Annotated in this window: 18 protein-coding genes and 1 pseudogene; 14 read left to right on the forward strand and 5 right to left on the reverse strand. The window is 61.0% G+C overall.

Annotation, left to right across the window (positions count from 1 at the left end; genetic code table 11):
- Positions 1-92: 92 nt before the first annotated feature.
- The 3 genes from CKW16_RS20745 (at position 93) to fabF (ending at position 2,735) form a co-directional block, all read left to right on the forward strand.
- Positions 93-428 (forward strand): helix-hairpin-helix domain-containing protein, encoded by a 336-nt coding sequence (locus tag CKW16_RS20745; RefSeq protein ID WP_095130245.1) that lies wholly within the window; start codon positions 93-95, stop codon positions 426-428.
- A gap of 205 nt (positions 429-633) precedes the next feature.
- Entirely contained in the window at positions 634-1,428 is a 795-nt protein-coding gene (locus CKW16_RS20750) for an SDR family oxidoreductase (RefSeq protein WP_095130247.1), read from the forward strand.
- A 32-nt stretch (positions 1,429-1,460) separates the two neighbouring features.
- On the forward strand, positions 1,461-2,735 hold the full coding sequence (gene fabF / locus CKW16_RS20755; protein ID WP_095130249.1) for a beta-ketoacyl-ACP synthase II: 1,275 nt from the start codon (positions 1,461-1,463) through the stop codon (positions 2,733-2,735).
- On the opposite strand, the gene CKW16_RS20760 is transcribed toward fabF, so the two are convergent.
- On the reverse strand, positions 2,732-3,289 hold the full coding sequence (locus CKW16_RS20760; protein WP_095130251.1) for a TetR/AcrR family transcriptional regulator: 558 nt from the start codon (positions 3,287-3,289) through the stop codon (positions 2,732-2,734). The two genes, fabF and CKW16_RS20760, sit on opposite strands and share 4 nt — an antisense overlap.
- 176 nt (positions 3,290-3,465) lie before the next feature.
- On the opposite strand from CKW16_RS20760, the gene CKW16_RS20765 reads away from it, so the two are divergent.
- Together CKW16_RS20765 and CKW16_RS20770 are read left to right on the forward strand one after the other, a co-directional pair.
- Positions 3,466-4,119, forward strand: a complete 654-nt coding sequence (locus CKW16_RS20765; RefSeq protein ID WP_095130253.1) for a GntR family transcriptional regulator — start codon at positions 3,466-3,468, stop codon at positions 4,117-4,119.
- A gap of 15 nt (positions 4,120-4,134) precedes the next feature.
- Positions 4,135-4,986 carry a DUF1989 domain-containing protein gene (locus CKW16_RS20770; RefSeq protein WP_095130255.1) on the forward strand — a complete coding sequence of 284 codons (852 nt, stop codon included), beginning with the start codon at positions 4,135-4,137 and terminating at the stop codon, positions 4,984-4,986.
- Positions 4,987-5,032: 46 nt separating this feature from the next.
- On the opposite strand, the gene CKW16_RS20775 is transcribed toward CKW16_RS20770, so the two are convergent.
- Positions 5,033-5,200 carry a DUF2897 family protein gene (locus CKW16_RS20775; protein ID WP_008006000.1) on the reverse strand — a complete coding sequence of 56 codons (168 nt, stop codon included), beginning with the start codon at positions 5,198-5,200 and terminating at the stop codon, positions 5,033-5,035.
- 123 nt (positions 5,201-5,323) lie between these two features.
- Positions 5,324-6,688, reverse strand: a complete 1,365-nt coding sequence (gene eat, locus CKW16_RS20780) for an ethanolamine permease (protein WP_033055766.1) — start codon at positions 6,686-6,688, stop codon at positions 5,324-5,326.
- 405 nt (positions 6,689-7,093) lie between these two features.
- Between eat and kdpF the strand changes: the two genes are divergently transcribed.
- The 6 genes and pseudogenes from kdpF (at position 7,094) to CKW16_RS20810 (ending at position 15,093) form a co-directional block, all read left to right on the forward strand.
- Positions 7,094-7,183 (forward strand): K(+)-transporting ATPase subunit F, encoded by a 90-nt coding sequence (gene kdpF, locus CKW16_RS20785; RefSeq protein WP_007899818.1) that lies wholly within the window; start codon positions 7,094-7,096, stop codon positions 7,181-7,183.
- Positions 7,184-7,191: 8 nt separating this feature from the next.
- Positions 7,192-8,886 carry a potassium-transporting ATPase subunit KdpA gene (gene kdpA, locus CKW16_RS20790; protein WP_095130257.1) on the forward strand — a complete coding sequence of 565 codons (1,695 nt, stop codon included), beginning with the start codon at positions 7,192-7,194 and terminating at the stop codon, positions 8,884-8,886.
- A 35-nt stretch (positions 8,887-8,921) separates the two neighbouring features.
- A pseudogene (gene kdpB / locus CKW16_RS20795) lies at positions 8,922-10,954 on the forward strand (potassium-transporting ATPase subunit KdpB).
- Between the two features lie 54 nt (positions 10,955-11,008).
- Positions 11,009-11,554: a potassium-transporting ATPase subunit KdpC gene (gene kdpC, locus CKW16_RS20800; protein WP_095130261.1), complete on the forward strand. Its 546-nt coding sequence runs from the start codon at positions 11,009-11,011 to the stop codon at positions 11,552-11,554.
- A 135-nt stretch (positions 11,555-11,689) separates the two neighbouring features.
- Positions 11,690-14,335: a sensor histidine kinase KdpD gene (locus tag CKW16_RS20805; RefSeq protein ID WP_095130263.1), complete on the forward strand. Its 2,646-nt coding sequence runs from the start codon at positions 11,690-11,692 to the stop codon at positions 14,333-14,335.
- A 68-nt stretch (positions 14,336-14,403) separates the two neighbouring features.
- Positions 14,404-15,093 carry a response regulator gene (locus CKW16_RS20810; protein ID WP_095130265.1) on the forward strand — a complete coding sequence of 230 codons (690 nt, stop codon included), beginning with the start codon at positions 14,404-14,406 and terminating at the stop codon, positions 15,091-15,093.
- 119 nt (positions 15,094-15,212) lie between these two features.
- On the opposite strand, the gene CKW16_RS20815 is transcribed toward CKW16_RS20810, so the two are convergent.
- The gene (locus CKW16_RS20815; protein ID WP_074874839.1) at positions 15,213-16,253 is read right to left on the reverse strand and encodes a patatin-like phospholipase family protein; all 1,041 of its coding nucleotides are present in this window, start codon (positions 16,251-16,253) and stop codon (positions 15,213-15,215) included.
- Positions 16,254-16,475: 222 nt separating this feature from the next.
- Between CKW16_RS20815 and CKW16_RS20820 the strand changes: the two genes are divergently transcribed.
- The 3 genes from CKW16_RS20820 (at position 16,476) to CKW16_RS20830 (ending at position 18,645) form a co-directional block, all read left to right on the forward strand.
- The gene (locus CKW16_RS20820; RefSeq protein WP_095130267.1) at positions 16,476-16,754 is read left to right on the forward strand and encodes a hypothetical protein; all 279 of its coding nucleotides are present in this window, start codon (positions 16,476-16,478) and stop codon (positions 16,752-16,754) included.
- Between the two features lie 89 nt (positions 16,755-16,843).
- Positions 16,844-17,602, forward strand: coding sequence for a CHAD domain-containing protein (locus CKW16_RS20825; RefSeq protein ID WP_095130270.1), 759 nt, complete (start codon positions 16,844-16,846; stop codon positions 17,600-17,602).
- A gap of 245 nt (positions 17,603-17,847) precedes the next feature.
- Positions 17,848-18,645 carry an acyl-CoA thioesterase II gene (locus tag CKW16_RS20830; RefSeq protein ID WP_095130272.1) on the forward strand — a complete coding sequence of 266 codons (798 nt, stop codon included), beginning with the start codon at positions 17,848-17,850 and terminating at the stop codon, positions 18,643-18,645.
- Here CKW16_RS20830 and CKW16_RS20835 read toward each other — a convergent pair whose 3' ends face one another.
- Complete coding sequence (locus CKW16_RS20835) at positions 18,646-19,011, reverse strand: Mpo1-like protein (RefSeq protein ID WP_095130274.1); 366 nt, start codon at positions 19,009-19,011, stop codon at positions 18,646-18,648. It abuts the gene before it with no gap.
- Positions 19,012-19,116: the final 105 nt, after the last annotated feature.

The following is a 19,116-nucleotide window of genomic DNA, read 5'->3' on the forward strand; positions in this document are numbered from 1 at the left end:
GACACATTTTTGACAGGCTCCAGACATCGCCTAAGTTTGGGAGGCAGCTTCGGAAAAGCTGCTTTCTCAATCGATGTCATGGAGCTTCATTTATGCGTACTGGCTATTTCTACTCTCTGGTTTTTGCCCTGCTCACCAGCGCCTCTATTGCGGCCATTGCTGCGCCGACGGCCAAACCCGAGGTTGGCAACGCACCCTTGGTGCTGGAAGTTTCTCCCAAGGCACAGTCCGGCAAGGTCGATCTGAATCAGGCCGATGCGCCAACCCTTCAGCGCGAGTTGGCCGGTGTGGGTGAGGCCAAGGCGAAGGCGATTGTTGTTTATCGTGAGAGTAATGGGCCGTTTGCGTCCGTGGACGAATTGCTCGAAGTGAAGGGAATCGGTAAAGCGATTCTGGATAAGAATCGCGAGAAGCTTGAGGTGAACTAAGCTTATACGTCAGCGCCAGGGGCCGGTCATTGATCGGCCTTTTTGCTTTCTGGCGAACGCTGTGAGGGTGCGCCTTTCGTCGATATGAGAAAAATTACGGCTATCATATACAACTAAGATTATGCCTATAATAAATTGGTTTCCGCCAAGCGTTCTGAGCCTCAGGCGCTTGTCTTTCCCTTAGGCATCTCCCAGGAGCACAGTCATGAACTCTGTCCAGTCCCAAGGTACGGCCCTCGTCACCGGTGCTTCTTCCGGTATCGGTGCGATTTACGCCGAGCGGTTGGCGGCGCGTGGTTTTGATTTGTTATTGGTCGCCCGTGATCAAGAGCGGCTGGAAGCAGCGGCTACCAGGTTGCGCGCCGAACATCGCGTTCAGGTCGAGGTGCTGAAGGCGGATCTGACGCAAAAGGATGAGGTGCTGAAGCTTGAACAGCGTCTTCGCAGCGATTCGAGTATCAGCCTGTTGCTGAACAACGCCGGTGTTGCAGCGGATGGTTTGTTGGCCAATGCCGACATGGATCAACTGGAGCGTTTGATTCAACTGAACGTGACAACGGTCACGCGACTGGCCTCGGCAGCCGCCGCCAGCTTTGCCAAGGCGGGTCGGGGGACGATCATCAATATCGGGTCAGTGGTGGCGTTGTTTCCCGAGCGCTTCAACGCCACTTACAGCGCCAGCAAGGCTTATGTGTTAAGTCTGACGCAGTCGTTGAATGCTGAGCTGGAGGGCACCGGGGTCAAGGTGCAGGCCGTGTTGCCAGGCGTCACACGCACCGAAATCTGGGAGCGCTCCGGTATCGACGCGACCCAGATTCCGGCGGATATGGTCATGGAAGCCGATGACATGGTCGATGCCGCGTTGTCGGGTCTGGACCAGGGTGAGTTGATCACCATTCCTTCGTTGCCGGATGCGGCCGACTGGGATGCCTTCATTGCGGCGCGTCATGTATTGGCGCCGAATCTTTCCAAAAGTAAGGCCGCCGCGCGTTACACGTGAGGCGTCATGAATCGGCTTGAGGTATTTGCGGTATGAGTGATCGTCGAGTGGTTGTAACGGGCATGGGCCTGGTGTCGCCATTGGGTTCTGGCGTCGAAGCCGTCTGGGCGCGTCTGCTGGCAGGGCGTTCCGGGTTGCGCAATTTGCCGGACGAGGTGGTTGCCGATTTGCCGGCCAAGGTCGGGGGCGCAGTGCCGACGCTGGCTGACGATCCCGAGGCGGGTTTCGACCCGGACCGGGCGACGGCGCCCAAAGAGCAGAAGAAGATGGACCGCTTCATTATGTTCGCCATGGAAGCGGCGCGTCAGGCGCTGGAGCAGGCCGGTTGGCAAGCCGCGGACACCAATGCCCAGGAGCGTACGGCAACCATTATCGGTTCCGGCGTGGGTGGTTTCGGTGCGATAGCGGATGCGGTGCGCACCACGGACAGCCGTGGGCCGCGACGCCTGTCGCCGTTCACCATTCCTTCATTTCTGGTCAACCTCGCCGCGGGTCATGTGTCGATCCAGCACGGTTTCAAGGGACCATTGGGTGCGCCGGTGACAGCTTGCGCGGCCGGGGTGCAGGCGATTGGTGATGCGGCGCGGCTGATTCGTTGTGGCGAGGCAGACATTGCGGTATGTGGCGGAGCGGAAGCGGCGATCGATCGCGTCAGTCTCGCCGGGTTTGCCGCTGCTCGCGCCTTGTCCAGTGGTTACAACGACACTCCGGAACGTGCCTCTCGTCCGTTCGACAGTGGACGGGATGGCTTCGTCATGGGGGAGGGTGCTGGACTTCTGGTGATCGAATCCCTGGAACATGCCCTGGCCCGTGGTGCTCAACCGTTGGCAGAATTGGTCGGTTATGGCACCAGTGCCGATGCCTATCACCTGACGGCGGGTCCCGAGGATGGCAGCGGTGCGCGACGGGCGATGTCGCTGGCATTGGCCCAGGCAGGCATTTCGCCGGCGCAGGTGCAGCATCTCAATGCTCACGCAACTTCGACCCCGGTCGGGGACTTGGGAGAGTTGGCGGCCATCAAGGCGTTGTTCGGCACGGATAACAAAATCGCCGTGACATCGACCAAATCGGCCACCGGGCATTTGCTCGGTGCAGCGGGCGGTATCGAGGCGATTTTCACGTTGTTGGCGATTCGCGATCAGGTCGTGCCGGCCACCCTCAACTTCGATAACCCGGACCCCGCCGCCCAAGGCGTGGACATCGTCCACGGTCAGGCGCGGCCGATGGCAATCGAATATGCGCTGTCCAATGGCTTCGGGTTTGGAGGGGTGAATGCCAGCGTGCTGTTCAAGCGCTGGGAGGGCTAGTCCCGGGGCTGCTTGAGATAGGCGCGAGTCACGTCGAGAATCCGCTGCGCCAGCTCGGGATTCTCGACACTGCGTGACAGCAGTAAAGCCCCGACCAGTGTCGACATGATGACGATGCTTTGGTCGGCGGCGTTTTCGTCTTCAAGAGTGCCTTGCACTTGTTCGAGCCGTGCGTTGAGCACCACGTCAGTGGTCGGGCTTTGCTGCCCGCGCAGGCCGAGTTCCGATGACATGGTTGGCAACGGGCAACCTTCATCGGGTGAAGTCTGGTGCCATTCGGACAAATAGGCGTCGATGAACGCTTCCAGCGGACGATCTTGAGCGAACAGCTCGGAGCAAATCACATCGACCTGCTCGCCTGCGGCTTGCAAAGCCTTTTCCACCAGTTCGTCTTTTGACTTGAAATGCGAGTAGAAGCCGCCGTGAGTCAAGCCCAGTGCTTTCATCAGCGGTTGCAGACCTGTCGCGCCAATGCCATCGCGGCGAAAGCGCGCTGACGCTTCCTTGATGATGCGTTGGTGGGTCTGGGCTTTATGGTCCTGCGAGTAACGCATCGGGTATCTCCGCAACAATGCGCCATATTAACCAATGAAAATGGGATGGTGATTGTACTTCTACTTCTAAAAAGCATGCAGATGCGTCCAACTCCGTCCTGCTGTCTAGAATGAACTGGCACGAATAGTGATTACTCATTAACTGACGATTGTTGAACAATCACGAGGCAATGAGTATGAACAGCGGACTGTCCCTGGCCGACCACATCACCCTTGAGTTGCGCGCCGACATCATTGGCGGCCGTTTGCTGCCCGGCATGGCGTTGGTGGAAAACGATCTGGTGTCTGCCTACAACGCATCCCGCAATACCATTCGCGAGGCGCTGCATCGCCTGGGGCAGGAAGGCCTGACCCGTTATGTGCGCAACAAGGGCGTGATGGTGCGCAGGCTGGGCGTCGAGGACGTGCGGGATCTGTTCAAGGTCAGGCGCACCCTGGAGCTGCAGGCCATCAGCGCGAGTCAGCCGCTGCGCGACTATCAATCCGACCGGATGCTCGAAGCCCTGGAAGCCACCGAGCTTGCGCGGGAGCGCGAAGACTGGCGCGCCGTCGGCACCCACAGCCTGGCCTTTCATCAACACATCGTCGGATTGCTGCGCAGTCCGTTGTTTGATGAGTTTTTCACCAACGTCGTCGCGCAATTGCGCCTGGTGTTCTGCACCGCCCCCGATGAATCTCGTTTTCAGGCGCCCTGGCTGGCGCGCGACCGGCAGATTCACGAGTTGTTGGCCGAGGGCGACAAACTCGCGGCCGAGGACGCCATGAGTCTGTATCTCGACGATTCCGAACACCTCCTGTTGCAAATGCTTGCCCCAGTTTCCCATCACTGATCGAGGATTCGTGCCATGTACAAAGACTATCCGGCGGCCTATCAAGTCAGCAAAGGCTCAGCCTTGCAGGTGGACAAAGCCTTCTACGAGCGGATTCGCGATGCGAAGGACGGGCGCACGCTGATCGAGGCATTCGAGGTGCCGATTCGCACCGGTCGCGCCTGGAAGGTGCCGGCCGGGCATGTGTTCCGGGTGACCACACCCGTCGGGCCGCAAGTCGGGGATTTCAACGTCTGGAATGCCAACGATCCACGGGAGCGTTTGTGGGCGGCACGGACCCGGCAGTTACAGGGCGCACACGTCAGCACCCATGACCGGCTCTGGTCGAACCTGCCTTTTCTGCGGCCGCTGGTGACCATCACCGATGACAGCCTGGCCGGTTACGGCATCGACGAACATGGCGGTCGCTTGCACGATTTGCTGGGCACCCGCTGCGACCCTTACGTGAACAAAATGCTCACCGGCGAAGACTTCCATCATCACTGCCACTCGAACCTGACCCGCGCGGTACTGCCTCATGGGCTGACCGAGTTTGACGTGCATGACGTGCTGAACATTTTCCAGTGCACAGGCCTGAATCACGACGACATGTACTTCATGAAAGCCTGTCCGGCGCAGAAGGGCGATTACCTGGAATTCTTTGCCGAAATCGATCTGCTGTGTGCGCTCTCGACCTGCCCGGGCGGTGATCTGTCACTGGCCATGTGGGGGCCGGATGCGCAGGATCCGCTAAGCGTGTGTCGCCCTCTCGGGGTGGAGATTTATCGGTTGGAGGATTCGTTGCTTGAGGGCTGGAGCCAGCCGGAACGCGCGGCATACAAAGGGCTGCATGGCCTGCACATCGCCAAGGCCGATTGGGAGAAATAGAAACGCAAAACCCCGTCATTTGATGAGAATGACGGGGTCTGTTTAGTTAGCGGTCCTGCGCATCCTTGGCATCCGCTTCCGCGTTGCGTTCAGCGACGCGTTTGCGTTGCTCCTCGGTCAGTTCGACCTTGTTGGCGGTGTCACGCAACATCATCAAACCACCAACGATCGAGCCGATGGCAACGATCAGAATCAACCAGGCATACCAGGGCATAGGGCTCTCCTTGAGGGCAGGCCGATTGGCGGTTTTGCCAACCGATCGTGCATACCACTTTGAGCGATTAATTTTCGCAGTGGTTCCATTCTATGCCTGTTCTGACAGCCACACTTCGCCTGTTTAGAGCCCGGTCAGCATCGCGTCCGCCGGCGCATCGGCACGCAATTGCGCCGTGAGCATGAAGTACACGAAACCCACGGCCATGAAGCCCAGGAAGATCAACCCGATCAACGTGTTGAACCAGGCCATCGCCACCAAACAGACCACCGCCAGCACCAGTGCAATGAACGGCACCAACGGATAGCACGGCGCGCGAAAGGTGCGCTCCAGATTCGGTTCGGTTTTGCGCAGTTTGAACAGGCTGAGCATGCTCATGATGTACATCACGATCGCCCCGAATACCGCCATTGTGATCATCGCCGCCGTCAGCGTCATGCCGCCCAGGTTGATCAAGCCATCACTGTAAATCGCGGCAATGCCGATCACGCCGCCGGCGATGATTGCCCGGTGCGGGGTCTGAAAACGTGACAATTTGGCCAGGGACGCCGGCAGGTAACCGGCCCGGGCGAGGGCGAAGAACTGCCGCGAGTAGCCGAGGATGATCCCGTGGAAACTCGCCACCAGGCCGAACAGGCCGATCCACACCAGCATGTGCAACCAGCCCGAACTTTCGCCCACCACGGTTTTCATCGCTTGCGGCAGCGGGTCGTTGATGTTCGACAAGGTGCGCCAGTCCCCGACGCCGCCGGCAAAGAACATCACGCCCATCGCCAGCAAAACCAGCGTCAGAATGCCGCTGATGTAGGCCTTCGGAATCGTGCGTTTCGGATCCTTGGCTTCTTCGGCGGCCATGGCCGCGCCTTCGATGGCCAGGAAAAACCAGATCGCGAACGGAATCGCCGCGAACATCCCGGCAATCGCCGGCGCGCCAAACACATCAGAACCGGCCCAGCCGTTCAGCGCGAAGTTACTGAAGCTGAACGCCGGAGCGACCACGCCCATGAACACCAACAGTTCGGCCACTGCGAGAACGCAGACTACCAATTCGAAGGTTGCGGCCAGTTTCACCCCGAGGATGTTCAGGCCCATGAACACGATGTAGGCACCGACCGCTGCGTGCTTCGGATCAAGCGCTGGAAACTGCACGTTCAGATATGCACCGATCGCCAGAGCGATGGCCGGCGGGGCGAAGACAAATTCAATCAGTGTCGCCAACCCTGCGATCAATCCGCCTTTCTCGCCAAAGGCGCGGCGGCTGTAGGCAAAGGGACCACCAGCGTGAGGAATCGCGGTGGTCAGCTCGGTGAAACTGAAGATGAAGCACGTGTACATCGTGGCGACCATAAAGGACGTCACCAGAAAACCGAGTGTGCCTGCCACGCCCCAGCCGTAACTCCAGCCGAAGTATTCACCGGAAATCACCAGCCCGACCGCAATGCCCCACAGGTGCAGCGTGCCTAGCGTGGGTTTGAGTTGTGTGTTCATGCGTTGCCCCCTGAACGGTTTTGGAAAGCTCGGGGGAGAGTGTTTGCAGTGGGCGTGCCAGTGTGGTGATGGCGGTCGTAAAGTGCAGAAAGGCGTCGTATCGGGGATGTTCGGTGCTGGATGTGCGTTTTTTGTGCGCCAGTTGAGGGCGTTGGTGCCTGCAATGCCGCCTTCGCGAGCAAGCCCGCTCCCACATTTGGAATGCGTTCGCCCAAACAACACTGATCCCCTGTGGGAGCGGGCTTGCTCGCGAAGAGGCCCGTCCGGTCACCGTGTAACCCCAGCGTAAACCCACTCTTTACGCGTTCTTTATGCACAGCCAACCCCCTCGCTCTCGTTCCTTTACAGCCTTCCTTCCGACAATGGCTCCACACGCGGCAATACGCCGTAACACGGAGAACTTCCATGAGCGTTCTGGACGGGGTGTCACTGCTACTGGCAGTGGGGCTGTTCATTTATCTGTTGGTTGCGCTGTTGCGCGCGGACCGGAACTAGGAGCGGCTATGCACAGTTATGACTATTGGCTGATCCTCGCCTTCTTCGCCCTGGTGCTGATTCCGGCACCGTTTCTGGGGCGCTTCTACTACAAGGTGATGGAAGGGCAACGCACCTGGCTTTCGCCGATCCTCGGCCCGGTGGAGCGCGGGTGTTATCGGGTGGCCGGCGTCGATCCGCAGGCCGAACAGAGCTGGCAGAAGTACACCCTGGCCTTGCTTGCCTTCAACCTCGCTGGCTTTTTGCTGTTGTTCGCGATCCTGCTGTTTCAGGATTACTTGCCGCTGAATCCGCAAAACCTGCCGGGTCAGGAGTGGACGCAAGCGTTCAATACTGCCGTCAGCTTCATGACCAATACCAACTGGCAGTCCTACAGCGGCGAAGCGACCCTAAGCTACCTGAGTCAGATGGTCGGCCTCACCGTGCAGAACTTCGTCAGCGCCGCCACCGGCCTCGCCGTGCTGGTTGCCTTGTGTCGCGGTATTGGTCGCAAGTCGTCCAAGACCCTCGGCAACTTCTGGGTCGACATGACCCGCGCCACCCTCTACGGCTTGCTGCCGCTGTGCCTGCTGCTGGCGCTGTATCTGGTCTGGCAGGGCGTGCCGCAAACCTTCGCGCAATACGTGAATGCCGTGACGATGCAAGGCGTCGATCAAGTGATCCCGCTCGGCCCTGCGGCCAGCCAGATTGCGATCAAGCAACTGGGCACCAACGGCGGTGGCTTCTTCGGCGTCAATTCGGCGCATCCGTTCGAGAACCCGACGGCCTGGAGCAACCTGTTCGAGATGACCTCGATCATTCTGATCCCGGTCGCGCTGGTGTTCACTTTTGGCCATTACGTGAAAGACCTGCGTCAGAGCCGCGCGATCATTGCCTGCATGCTGGCGCTGTTCCTGATCGGCGGCGCGACGTCGCTGTGGGCCGAGTACCAGCCGAACCCGACCCTGAACAATGTCGCCGTCGAACAGACAGCGCCACTGGAAGGCAAGGAAGCACGCTTCGGCACGACCGCCACGGTGCTGTGGTCGGTGACCACCACCGCGGCATCCAACGGTTCGGTCAACGGCATGCACGACAGCCTCAACCCGCTGAGCGGCATGGTTGCGATGGTCAACATGATGGTCGGCGAAGTGATCTTCGGCGGCGTCGGTGCCGGGCTCTACGGCATGTTGCTGAACGTGTTGATCGCGGTGTTCCTCGCCGGCTTGATGATCGGCCGCACCCCGGAATACCTCGGCAAGAAACTGCAAGCGAAGGAAGTCCAGTTGTTGGTTGTGACCTTGCTGGTCATGCCGGTCGGTGTCCTGGTGCTCGGCGCGATTGCCGCGAGTCTGCCTGGCCCGGTCGCGGCGGTGAGTAACCCTGGCGCCCACGGTTTCAGCCAGTTGCTCTACAACTACACCTCGGCCAGCGCCAACAACGGTTCTGCATTCGGCGGCTTCGGTGCCAACACCGCGTTCCACAACCTGATGCTGGGCTTGGGCATGTTGATTGGGCGCTTCGGTTACATCCTTCCGGTTCTGGCCCTGGCCGGCAGCCTGGCGATGAAGAAAACCGCCCCGATTGGCCAGAACAGCTTCCCGACTCACGGCCCGCTGTTCGTGACCTTGCTGACCGTGACCATTTTGCTGGTGGGTGGTTTGACCTTCCTGCCGACATTGGCGCTGGGTCCTATTGCTGAACATTTGAGCTTGGGCTTCTGAGGAATCAATGATGAACATGCCCGCAACTAAAGCCGCTGCCGTCAAGGCGCCGGCACAACCGAAAACCGCGATCTCGGCCCTCTGGCGTCCGGCGCTGGTGCAAGCCTTCGTCAAGCTCGACCCTCGGCAATTACAACGCGCGCCGGTGATGCTGGTGGTCGAACTGACCGCGATCCTGACCACCGTGCTGTGCTTCATTCCCGACAGCAGCGTGCCGACCTTTGTCGCCGCGCAAATCGCCTTGTGGTTGTGGTTCACCGTGCTGTTCGCCAACTTCGCCGAAGCACTGGCCGAAGGTCGCGGCAAGGCTCGCGCCGACAGCCTCAAGGCGGGTAGCGAAGGCCTGAGTGCTCGGCGCAAAACCGGCAACGGCGCCTTTCAAGTGGTGCCTGCCACCAGCCTGCGCAAGGGCGATGTGGTTCGCGTTGAAGCAGGGGAAATGATCCCCGGTGACGGCGAGGTGATTGAAGGTATCGCCGCGGTCAACGAAGCGGCGATTACCGGTGAATCCGCGCCGGTGATTCGCGAGTCCGGGGGCGACCGTTCGGCCGTCACCGGCAACACCCGACTGGTGTCCGACTGGCTGTTGGTGCGCATCACCGCCAACCCGGGTGAGTCGACACTCGATCGCATGATCGCCCTGGTCGAAGGCGCCAAACGCCAGAAAACCCCGAACGAAGTGGCGCTCGATATCCTGCTGATCGGCCTGACCCTGATCTTCCTGTTGGTGGTCGTCACCCTGCAACCGTTCGCTCACTTCGCCAACGGCAGCCTGCCGCTGGTGTTCCTGGTGGCGTTATTGGTCACGCTGATTCCGACCACCATTGGCGGTCTGTTGTCGGCCATTGGTATCGCCGGGATGGACCGTCTGGTGCGCCTGAATGTGATCGCCAAATCCGGTCGTGCCGTGGAAGCGGCGGGGGATGTACACGTCCTGCTGCTGGACAAGACCGGTACCATCACCTTCGGTAACCGTCGTTGCACCGCGGTTTACGCGGCACCTGGCGTCACTGCCAGGGAACTCGCCGAGGGTGCCTTGTTCGCCTCGCTGGCCGATGACACGGCTGAAGGTAAATCAATCGTCGAGTACTTGCGCAGTACTCAGCCACAACCTGAGCCGGCCACCGAGTTGCTCACCGCCGTACCGTTCAGCGCCGAGACGCGTCTGTCTGGTGTCGATTATCGGGGTCACGTGTATCGCAAAGGCGCGGTGGATTCGTTGCTGGCCTTCGTTGGCCTGAAACGTGCCGATCTGGCCGCGCCGCTGTCCCGGGAAATCGACAAGATCGCCCAGAGCGGCGGCACCCCGTTGCTGGTCTGCGCCGACGGTAAATTGCTCGGCGCGATTCACCTCAAGGACGTGGTCAAACCCGGCATTCGCGAGCGTTTCGCCGAGCTGCGCAAACTGGGCATCCGTACCGTCATGGTGACCGGCGATAACCCGCTGACCGCTGCGGCGATTGCGGCCGAGGCGGGCGTCGATGACGTGCTGGCCGAAGCCACACCGGAGAAAAAACTGGCGCGCATTCGCCACGAGCAGAACGACGGTCGCCTGGTCGCCATGTGCGGCGACGGCGCCAACGACGCCCCGGCCCTGGCCCAGGCGGACGTGGGCATGGCGATGAACGACGGGACGCAAGCGGCGCGCGAGGCGGCGAACATGGTCGACCTCGACAGCGATCCGACCAAGCTGCTGGACGTGGTGCAGATCGGTAAGGAGTTGCTGGTGACCCGCGGTGCGTTGACGACGTTTTCCATCGCCAACGACGTGGCCAAATACTTCGCGATTTTGCCGGCGCTGTTCGCCTCAATTTATCCGCAACTGGGTGTGCTGAACGTCATGCACCTGAGCAGTCCGCAGAGCGCAATTCTCTCGGCGATTGTGTTCAACGCCTTGATCATCGTGGTGCTGATTCCATTGGCATTGCGCGGCGTGCGCGTGCAGGCGGCGAGTGCGGCGGCGTTGTTGCGACGCAATCTGTTGATCTATGGATTGGGCGGGATTGTGGTGCCGTTTGTGGGGATCAAGGCGATCGACATGCTGTTGACGGCGTTGCATTTGGTTTGACCCTGGGGCGGTGTGCCAGGCACACCGCTTTCTGCGAATTCGAGGATTTTGAAAATGTCCACAATGATACGCCCGGCCCTGAGCCTGCTCGTCCTGATGACCCTGATCACCGGCGTCGCCTATCCACTGGTCGTCACCGGTGTCGCCCAGGTTGCATTCCCCGATCAAGCCAATGGCAGTCTGGTACGTGACGCCGACGGCAAGGTCCGCGGTTCCTCACTGATCGCCCAGGAATTTGTCGGCGACGCCTGGTTCCATCCACGACCATCGGCCGGTGCCTTTGCCACCGTGTCGAGCAGTGCCAGCAACCTTTCGCCGAGCAACCCGGCCCTGGCCACTCGGGTGATCGACGATTCCAACAAACTGCTGGTGCCGGGACAGGGGCCAGTGCCATTGGCGATGGTCACCACCTCCGGCAGCGGCCTCGATCCACACTTGCCACCGGCCGCGATTGCCTATCAACTGGCGCGTGTTGCGGCGGCGCGCAATTTGCCGGTGGCGACCCTTCAACAATTGATGGATGCGCACATCGAGCAACCGCTCGTTGGCCCGCCGGTGGTGAATGTATTGGCGCTGAACATCGCGCTGGAAAACCTGTAGCAAATGATCGTTCCCACGCTCTGCGTGGGAATGCATCAATGGACGCTCTGCGTCCGCTTCTGGATGGGACGCGGAGCGTCCCGGGCTGCATTCCCACGCGGAGCGTGGGAACGATCAATAGAGAGAACTTCAAGCATGAGTGACTCCGGCCGCGCCGACGCGCTGTTAGCAGACCTGCCCCGCGACGGCCGTGGCCGGCTCAAGGTTTTTCTCGGTGCCGCACCCGGTGTCGGCAAGACCTACGCCATGCTGCAAGCGGCCCACACCCAATTGCGCCAGGGCGTGAAAGTCATTGCCGGCGTGGTCGAAACCCACGGTCGCGCCGAGACCGAAGCGCTGCTCGGCGGCTTGCCGCAGCAGCCGTTGGTGCGCTCGGAATACCGTGGCGTGATGCTCGAAGAAATGGACCTCGACGGCCTGCTCGCCGCCAAACCGAAACTGGTGCTGGTGGACGAACTGGCCCACAGCAACGCGCCCGGCAGTCGCCACACCAAACGCTGGCAAGACATTCAGGAACTGCTCGCTGCAGGCATTGACGTGTTCACCACGGTCAACGTCCAGCACCTGGAAAGTCTTAACGACAAAGTGCGTGGCATCACGGGTGTGCAAGTCCGTGAAACCCTGCCGGACTGGGTGCTGCAAGAAGCCTACGAACTGCTGCTGATCGACCTGCCACCGCGCGAACTGCTCGAGCGTCTGCGCGATGGCAAGGTCTACGTGCCGGAGCAGGCGAGGGCAGCTATCGATGCCTTCTTCACCCAGACCAACCTCACGGCGCTGCGGGAACTGGCGATGCAAACCGCCGCGGCTCAGGTCGATGATGATTTGGCCCAGGGCTATCGCCAGCTCGGCCAAGCGGCGCCGGCGGTACGCGGTCGCCTGTTGGTCGGTGTCGATGGCGATGCACAGGCCGAGCGTCTGGTGCGTCACGCCAGTCGCGTCGCCCAGCGTCGGCATTTGCCGTGGAGCCTGGTGCATGTGGACAACGGCAGCGTGCGTGACGAGCAGTCGCGCCTGCGCCTGCAAAGCGCCCAGCAATTGGCCGAACGCCTCGGCGGCGAAGTGGTGCTGCTGCGCGCCGGCGAGGTGGCGAAAACCCTGATCCAGCACGCCGCCGAACGCCGCGCGAGTCTGGTGTTGGTCGGTCAGTCCCGGCAGCGTTTGCGTCGACGGTTGTTCGGCGGCGGTCTGGCGTCGCGTTTGCTGCGCGATGCGCGCGGGCTGGAAATCAACGTCCTCGACAGCGATCACGAACAGCATCAGCCGCGTCAGCGTTCGGCGCAGTCACTGGTGTGGTTCGACTACGCGCTGGCGTTGGTGGCGACGGTGCTCGCCAGTGCCTTGGCCTGGGCGGTGTCGAGTGTCTTGCCGCTGCCCAATATCTCGCTGGTGTTCCTCGCCGCGGTGTTGCTGGTGGCGGTGCGCAGCAGCCTCGGCCCGGCGCTGGCCTGTGCGGCGCTGTCGTTTCTGACCTATGACTTTCTGTTCATCCCGCCGAATTTTTCTTTCCGCATCCAGCGCGAAGAAGACGTGCTGACCTTGCTGTTCTTCCTGCTGATGGCGGCGCTCACCGGTAACCTCGCGGCGCGGCAGCGGCGGCAGTTGCAGGCGCTGCGCGACACTCAGGAAGAGACCACCGAACTGCTCGACCTGTCGCGCAAACTCACGGCCGCCACCGATCGCCAGGCGGTGGTCAGCGCAGCGGCCCAGCACCTCAATGGCTGGAGTGACTTGCAACTCTGCCTGCTCAATCAAGACGGGCAGGGTGGCTGGAAAGTCGAAACCGGTGGCCCGTTGGAATTTTCTGAAGCCGAGCGCGCTGCCGCCGATTGGGCCTGGCAACACGATCAACCGGCCGGCGCAGGCACCGGCACGCTGCCGTTCGGGCGTTGGTGGTGGTGGCCGTTGTCGGTGGAGGACGGGCCGCTGGCGCTGCTCGGCGTGTGTGCCAAAGAGGGCCAGACCTTGAGTGGTCAGCGTCGGCGTTTGTTGACCGCGCTGAGCCAACCGCTGGCTCAGGCACTGGCGCGTGCGCAATTGGCCGAAGACCTGGAAGCCGCCCGACTGCACGGCGAAACCGAGCAACTGCGCAGTGCCTTGCTGGCCTCGGTGTCCCATGATTTGCGCACGCCGCTGACCTCCATGCGCGGCAGCATCGACAGCCTGTTGGCCCTCGGTGAGGCGATCCCGCTGGAGGATCGCCGCGAACTGCTCGAAGGCACGCGCGATGAAGCCGAGCGCCTCGATCGCTACATCCAGAACCTGCTGGACATGACCCGTCTCGGTCACGGCGCGCTGAAGCTGGCGCGGGACTGGGTATCGCCGGCCGACATCGTCGGCAGTTCGCTCAATCGTCTGCGGGCGGTGCTGGCGCCGTTGCAAGTGACCACCGAAGTGCCGCCGGAGTTGCCGCTGCTTTACGTGCACGCCGCGCTGATCGAACAGGCGCTGGTCAACGTGCTGGAAAACGCCGCGCGGTTTTCACCGTCTCACGGCCGTCTGCAACTGCGCGCAGGGGCCGATGACAGCGAGCTGTTTTTTTCGGTGAGCGATGAAGGACCGGGGATTCCGCAGGAAGAGCGGGCGAAGATTTTCGACATGTTCTACACCGCCGCGCGCGGTGATCGTGGCGGGCAAGGTACCGGGCTGGGCCTGGCGATCTGTCAGGGCATGGTCGGTGCTCACGGCGGGCGGATCAGTGTCGCCGATGGCATCGAGGGGCGCGGCACCTGCATCACCTTGCACCTGCCGTTGCAGGCTCAGCCGGCCTTTGAAAATTAAGAGCCGAAAGTGAAGCCTGATCGTGCTTGCGTTACTCTCTTGCCACTTCTTTGTGTTGATGTGAATTCATGAGCCAGACCGCGACCATTTTGGTCATCGACGACGAACCGCAGATCCGTAAATTTCTGCGTATCAGCCTTGTTTCCCAGGGCTACAAAGTGCTGGAGGCCGGCACCGGCACCGAGGGCCTGGCCCAGGCTGCACTGAATAAACCGGACCTGCTGGTACTCGACCTCGGCCTGCCGGACATGGACGGCCAGCAAGTGCTGCGCGAGTTTCGCGAGTGGTCGACAGTGCCGGTGCTGGTACTCTCGGTGCGCGCCAGTGAAGGGCAGAAAGTCGAAGCGCTCGACAACGGCGCCAACGACTACGTGACCAAGCCGTTTGGCATTCAGGAGTTTCTTGCTCGGGTGCGTGCCTTGTTGCGTCAGGCTCCGGCGGGAGAAGCTCAACAAGCGGCGCTGACGTTCGGCCCGTTGACCGTGGATCTGGCGTATCGCCGGGTGTTGCTCGACGGCACCGAAGTCGCGCTGACCCGCAAGGAATACGCGGTACTGGCGCAACTGGCGCGGCATCCGGGGCGGGTCATCACCCAGCAGCAACTGCTCAAGGATATTTGGGGGCCGACCCATACCGAAGACAGTCACTACCTTCGGATTGTGGTCGGGCATTTGCGGCAGAAACTGGCGGATGATCCGACTCAGCCCCGGTTTATCGTGACTGAGGCGGGGGTCGGGTATCGGTTGCTTGATGCTTGATCGTTCCCACGCTCTGCGTGGGAATGCCGCCATGGACGCTCTGCGTCCGCTTTTGAAGTCGTGACGCGGAGCGTCACAGGATGCATTCCCACGCAGAGCGTGGGAACGATCGTTTGGCCTCAGGAGTCCCGTTCATTCTCATACCGGTCCAGCGTATCCCGCGCAATCTCCCGCCCTAGCGCGATCAGTTCCGGTGCCTTGTAGAACTCGAAAAACCGGCACACCCGTTTCGGCACGTTGATCAAAATATCCGGCGGATAACCGGCGATCTTGTACTGCGCCAATGACGTCTGCATCACCTCGAAACTCTGGTTGATCAGGTCCAGCAAAGACGCCGGGCCGACGTTGTCGATGATGAACGAGCCGGTGGCGGACTTCGGCGCGCCGTCGCGTTCAGGGGCGGCTGCCGGTTGCTGGGCTTCGGGTTCGGCGGATTCGATCCACGGGTTGATATCGGCCGCTTCTGCCATCAACGCTTCCTTTTCCAGCAGCAGCAATTGTTCCGCCTGTTTGCGGCGGAAGGGCAATTTTGAACCGAGCGAGTTGATCAGGCTGTCGAAACGGGTCTTGAACGCCGCCGGGCGCTGGATCACCGGCAATTGATAGTGGCGCTGGTTGGTGGAGTTGAGGTTGACCGCGATGATCAGGTCGCAATGACTCGACACCACCGGCACGATCGGTAAAGGGTTGAGGATGCCGCCGTCCACCAGCATGCGGTTGCCCTGCATCACCGGGGTGAACAGGCTGGGAATCGCCGCCGAGGCGCGCATGGCCTGGTGCAGGCAGCCTTCCTGGAACCAGATTTCCTGCTGGTTGGTCAGGTCGGTGGCCACTGCCGTGTAGGGGATGCGCAAGTCTTCAATATTGATCTCGCCGACGATCTTGCGGATCTGCCCGAAAACCTTTTCTCCGCGAATCGCACCCAGGCGAAAACTGACGTCCACCAGACGCAGGACGTCGAGGTAATCCAGGCTTTCGATCCAGTTGCGATAATCGTCGAGTTTGCCGGCGGCATAGATCCCGCCGACCACTGCGCCCATGGAACATCCGGCGATGCAGGCGATGTCGTAGCCACGCCGTTCGATCTCTTCAATGACCCCGATATGGGCGTAGCCCCGGGCCCCACCTGAGCCCAGCACCAGTGCGACACGCTTTTTCATGAATCGCCCTCGTCTGACAAGGTTCAACAATGCACCCATCGAGGGGCGCGCTTCAATCGCTAAGGTCGTTCCGCGAGGCGAGGGCGTCGTTTTTTCGACACTCTTTGGCGGCAGATGGGTATTCTCGCGAGCGCTAGAGTTTCCGCGGCGGGACCAAGGCACTTTTCACGCGCCAGACCGTCTTAACAGCACGACTGTTTACCTATCTTTGAGGTGTGAATAATGAAAGCCTGGATCTGTGTGCCTTTGATTGCCCTGGCACTCGCCGGTTGCGCCGGCAAAACCGCTTACCGTGACAGTTGCGGTAACGGGATCGATGCCGCGTGGCGTGAACTGGATCTGGCCAAGGCCGAAGGTTTTGCCGGAACTGTCAGCTATTCCAAGGCCCTGTCGTTGCTGACCGGCGCCAAGACCCAGCAGCAATTCGAAGCGTTCGAAGGTTGCGCCAAGAAAGCCGAGAAGGCGCGTTTTTATATTCGTGAATCGCGCGCGGGGCGCTGAAAGCCGCTCTAAGCTCTAAGCTGCAAGCAATGAGTCGGTCGCCCCGGATTTCGGCTGGCGGCTTGCAGCTGTTTACGGAGTAAAACCCCATGATTAACCGGTTGGTGGCTCATGTATTGGGCTTGGAAGTCCGTTTGCTGGCCTGTCAGGCACGCCTGAGTGCGCGCACCGACCCTGAAGCGCTGCATGATCTGCGCACCACGGTTCGCCGTTTGCGCAGTCTGCTGCGGCCATTGCGCGGCTTGCCCGGGGTCGAACAGCTGGAAGCGGCGGCGTCCCGGGTCGGCGACCTGACCACGCCGTTGCGCGATCGCGAAGTGCTGGCGGCGTACCTGCTCGAGCATGATCAACCCGATGCGGCCCATCGGCGCATGGCACAGATGTCCGAGGCTTACCCGGCCGTCGCGGCGAGTCCTGAAGTGGCGCAGTTGCTGATGATCCTCGACGCCTTTCCGCGTTTTCTGCGGGCCTCCCAACGTCAGGGCTTGCTCAAGGGCTTGCGTCAAAGCATCGAAAAACGTTTGGCCAAGCAGTGGAAAAAACTCGACAAAGCCCTGCACGATCCGGCACATGATCGCCACCGTTTGCGCCTGCTGATCAAGCGTGTGCGTTACGGCATCGAAGCCTATCCCGAACTGGATCGACTGCCGAAAGCGGCGATGCCGCGCTTGAAAGCCGCGCAAGGTGCCTTGGGCGATTGGCACGATTGCTTGCAATGGCTGGCCATAGCTGAGAAGGAAACCGATTTGCAGCCCTGCGTCGCGGCCTGGAAAACCGCCATGGCCAAGGCAGAAGGCCGCGCCGATCGGGTCCTCGACAAACTCAGCGCCGCCTGTTTCAAATCCTGAAACCACCACCGATCAAATGTGGGAGCGGGCTTGCTCGCGAAGGGGGCCTAACATTCAACGTAAATGTTGACTGTCAGACCGCTTTCGCGAGCAAGCCCGCTCCCACATTTGATCGGTGTTGAACATTGAATGAGTGTTCGTATCGAGTGCGGCTCATCTGTCAGTGCTTTTGGCCGGTATAAGCGCTGTGCCATCCCCGCTGGCTGGTTAAGATCCCTTCATCCTTTTCCTGCACCGAGGTTTCCATGCGCTTTTCCGATCTGCTCGACGCTGTCCGCAGCCAGCCGCTGGAGCTGTCCATCCCGGCCATATGGGCTCAGGGGCGTGCCAGTTTCGGTGGCCTGGTGGCCGCCTTGCAGTACGAAGCCATGCGCGCGAAGGTCCCGGCGGATCGTCCGGTGCGCTCGTTGGCGATCACCTTTGTCGGCCCGGTCGAGCCTGAAGTGCCGGTCAGTTTTGAAGTCGATGTGCTGCGCGAAGGCAAGGCTGTCAGCCAAGTGCTGGGTCGGGCAATGCAGAACGGTCAGGTGGTGACGTTGATCCAGGGCAGCTTCGGCGCCTCGCGACCGTCGGAAGTGGCGGTGATCGCCGAACCGGCACCCGAGATGAAGCACTGGGACGATTGTCAGGAACTGCCGTTCATCAAAGGGGTACTCCCGGAGTTTATGCAGCATCTGGCGATGCGCTGGAGTGTCGGCGGTCTGCCGTTCACCGGCAACAAATCCCGCGAGATGGGCGGCTGGGTGCGCTTGCGTGGGGACGTGAAGGAAGAAGCGGTCAGCGAAGCGCATATTTTGGCGCTGGTCGACGCCTGGCCACCGGCCCTGATGCCGCACCTGAATAAACCGGCGATGGGCAGCACGCTGACCTGGACCATCGAATTCGTCCAGCCATTGCTGGAACTGAGCACGCTGGACTGGTGCAAATACCTCGTCGAAACCGAACATGCCGATGACGGCTACGGCCATGCGGCCTCGAAATTGTGGAACGCGCACGGTCAGTTGATTGCCATGAGCCGGCAGACGGTGACGATTTTCGCCTGATCAGTGACGGCGGTGGCGCTCACGCCAGGCGCGCCACCAGCCGCCGCTCAGGAAGAACCGTGGGAAAGTCAGAAACTGCTCGACCAGCAAGCGCGACACGGCATCTTTGCGATCACTGAATGGCTCGGAGGCTTCCACCTCCAAGCTGTGACCGTGGCGTTGCAAGCCGAGGGCGGCGAGCAGGCCGATGACGCCAATCGCGACATTCGCGAAACTCAGACTGAACACTCCCGAGGCAATCAGCAGAAACGCCACGATGAACAGCGGCACGGCAATCAGGTGCAGCACCAGATTGGTCGGGTGCTGGTGATTGTTCGGGTACGCTCGCCATTGCCAGGCGGGAAGGTTGGGATGACGTTTGCCCATGATGGTAATCCTTGGTTCGTTGAGGCTCTTGAACAAAGAATAGGCCGGGCCAAACCAGTCGGCGAATCAAGGCTGGCTATCAGAGTGATAGGTGTCATGTTTGGA

This window comes from Pseudomonas sp. Irchel s3h14 (genome assembly GCF_900187425.1).
GTDB lineage: Bacteria > Pseudomonadota > Gammaproteobacteria > Pseudomonadales > Pseudomonadaceae > Aquipseudomonas.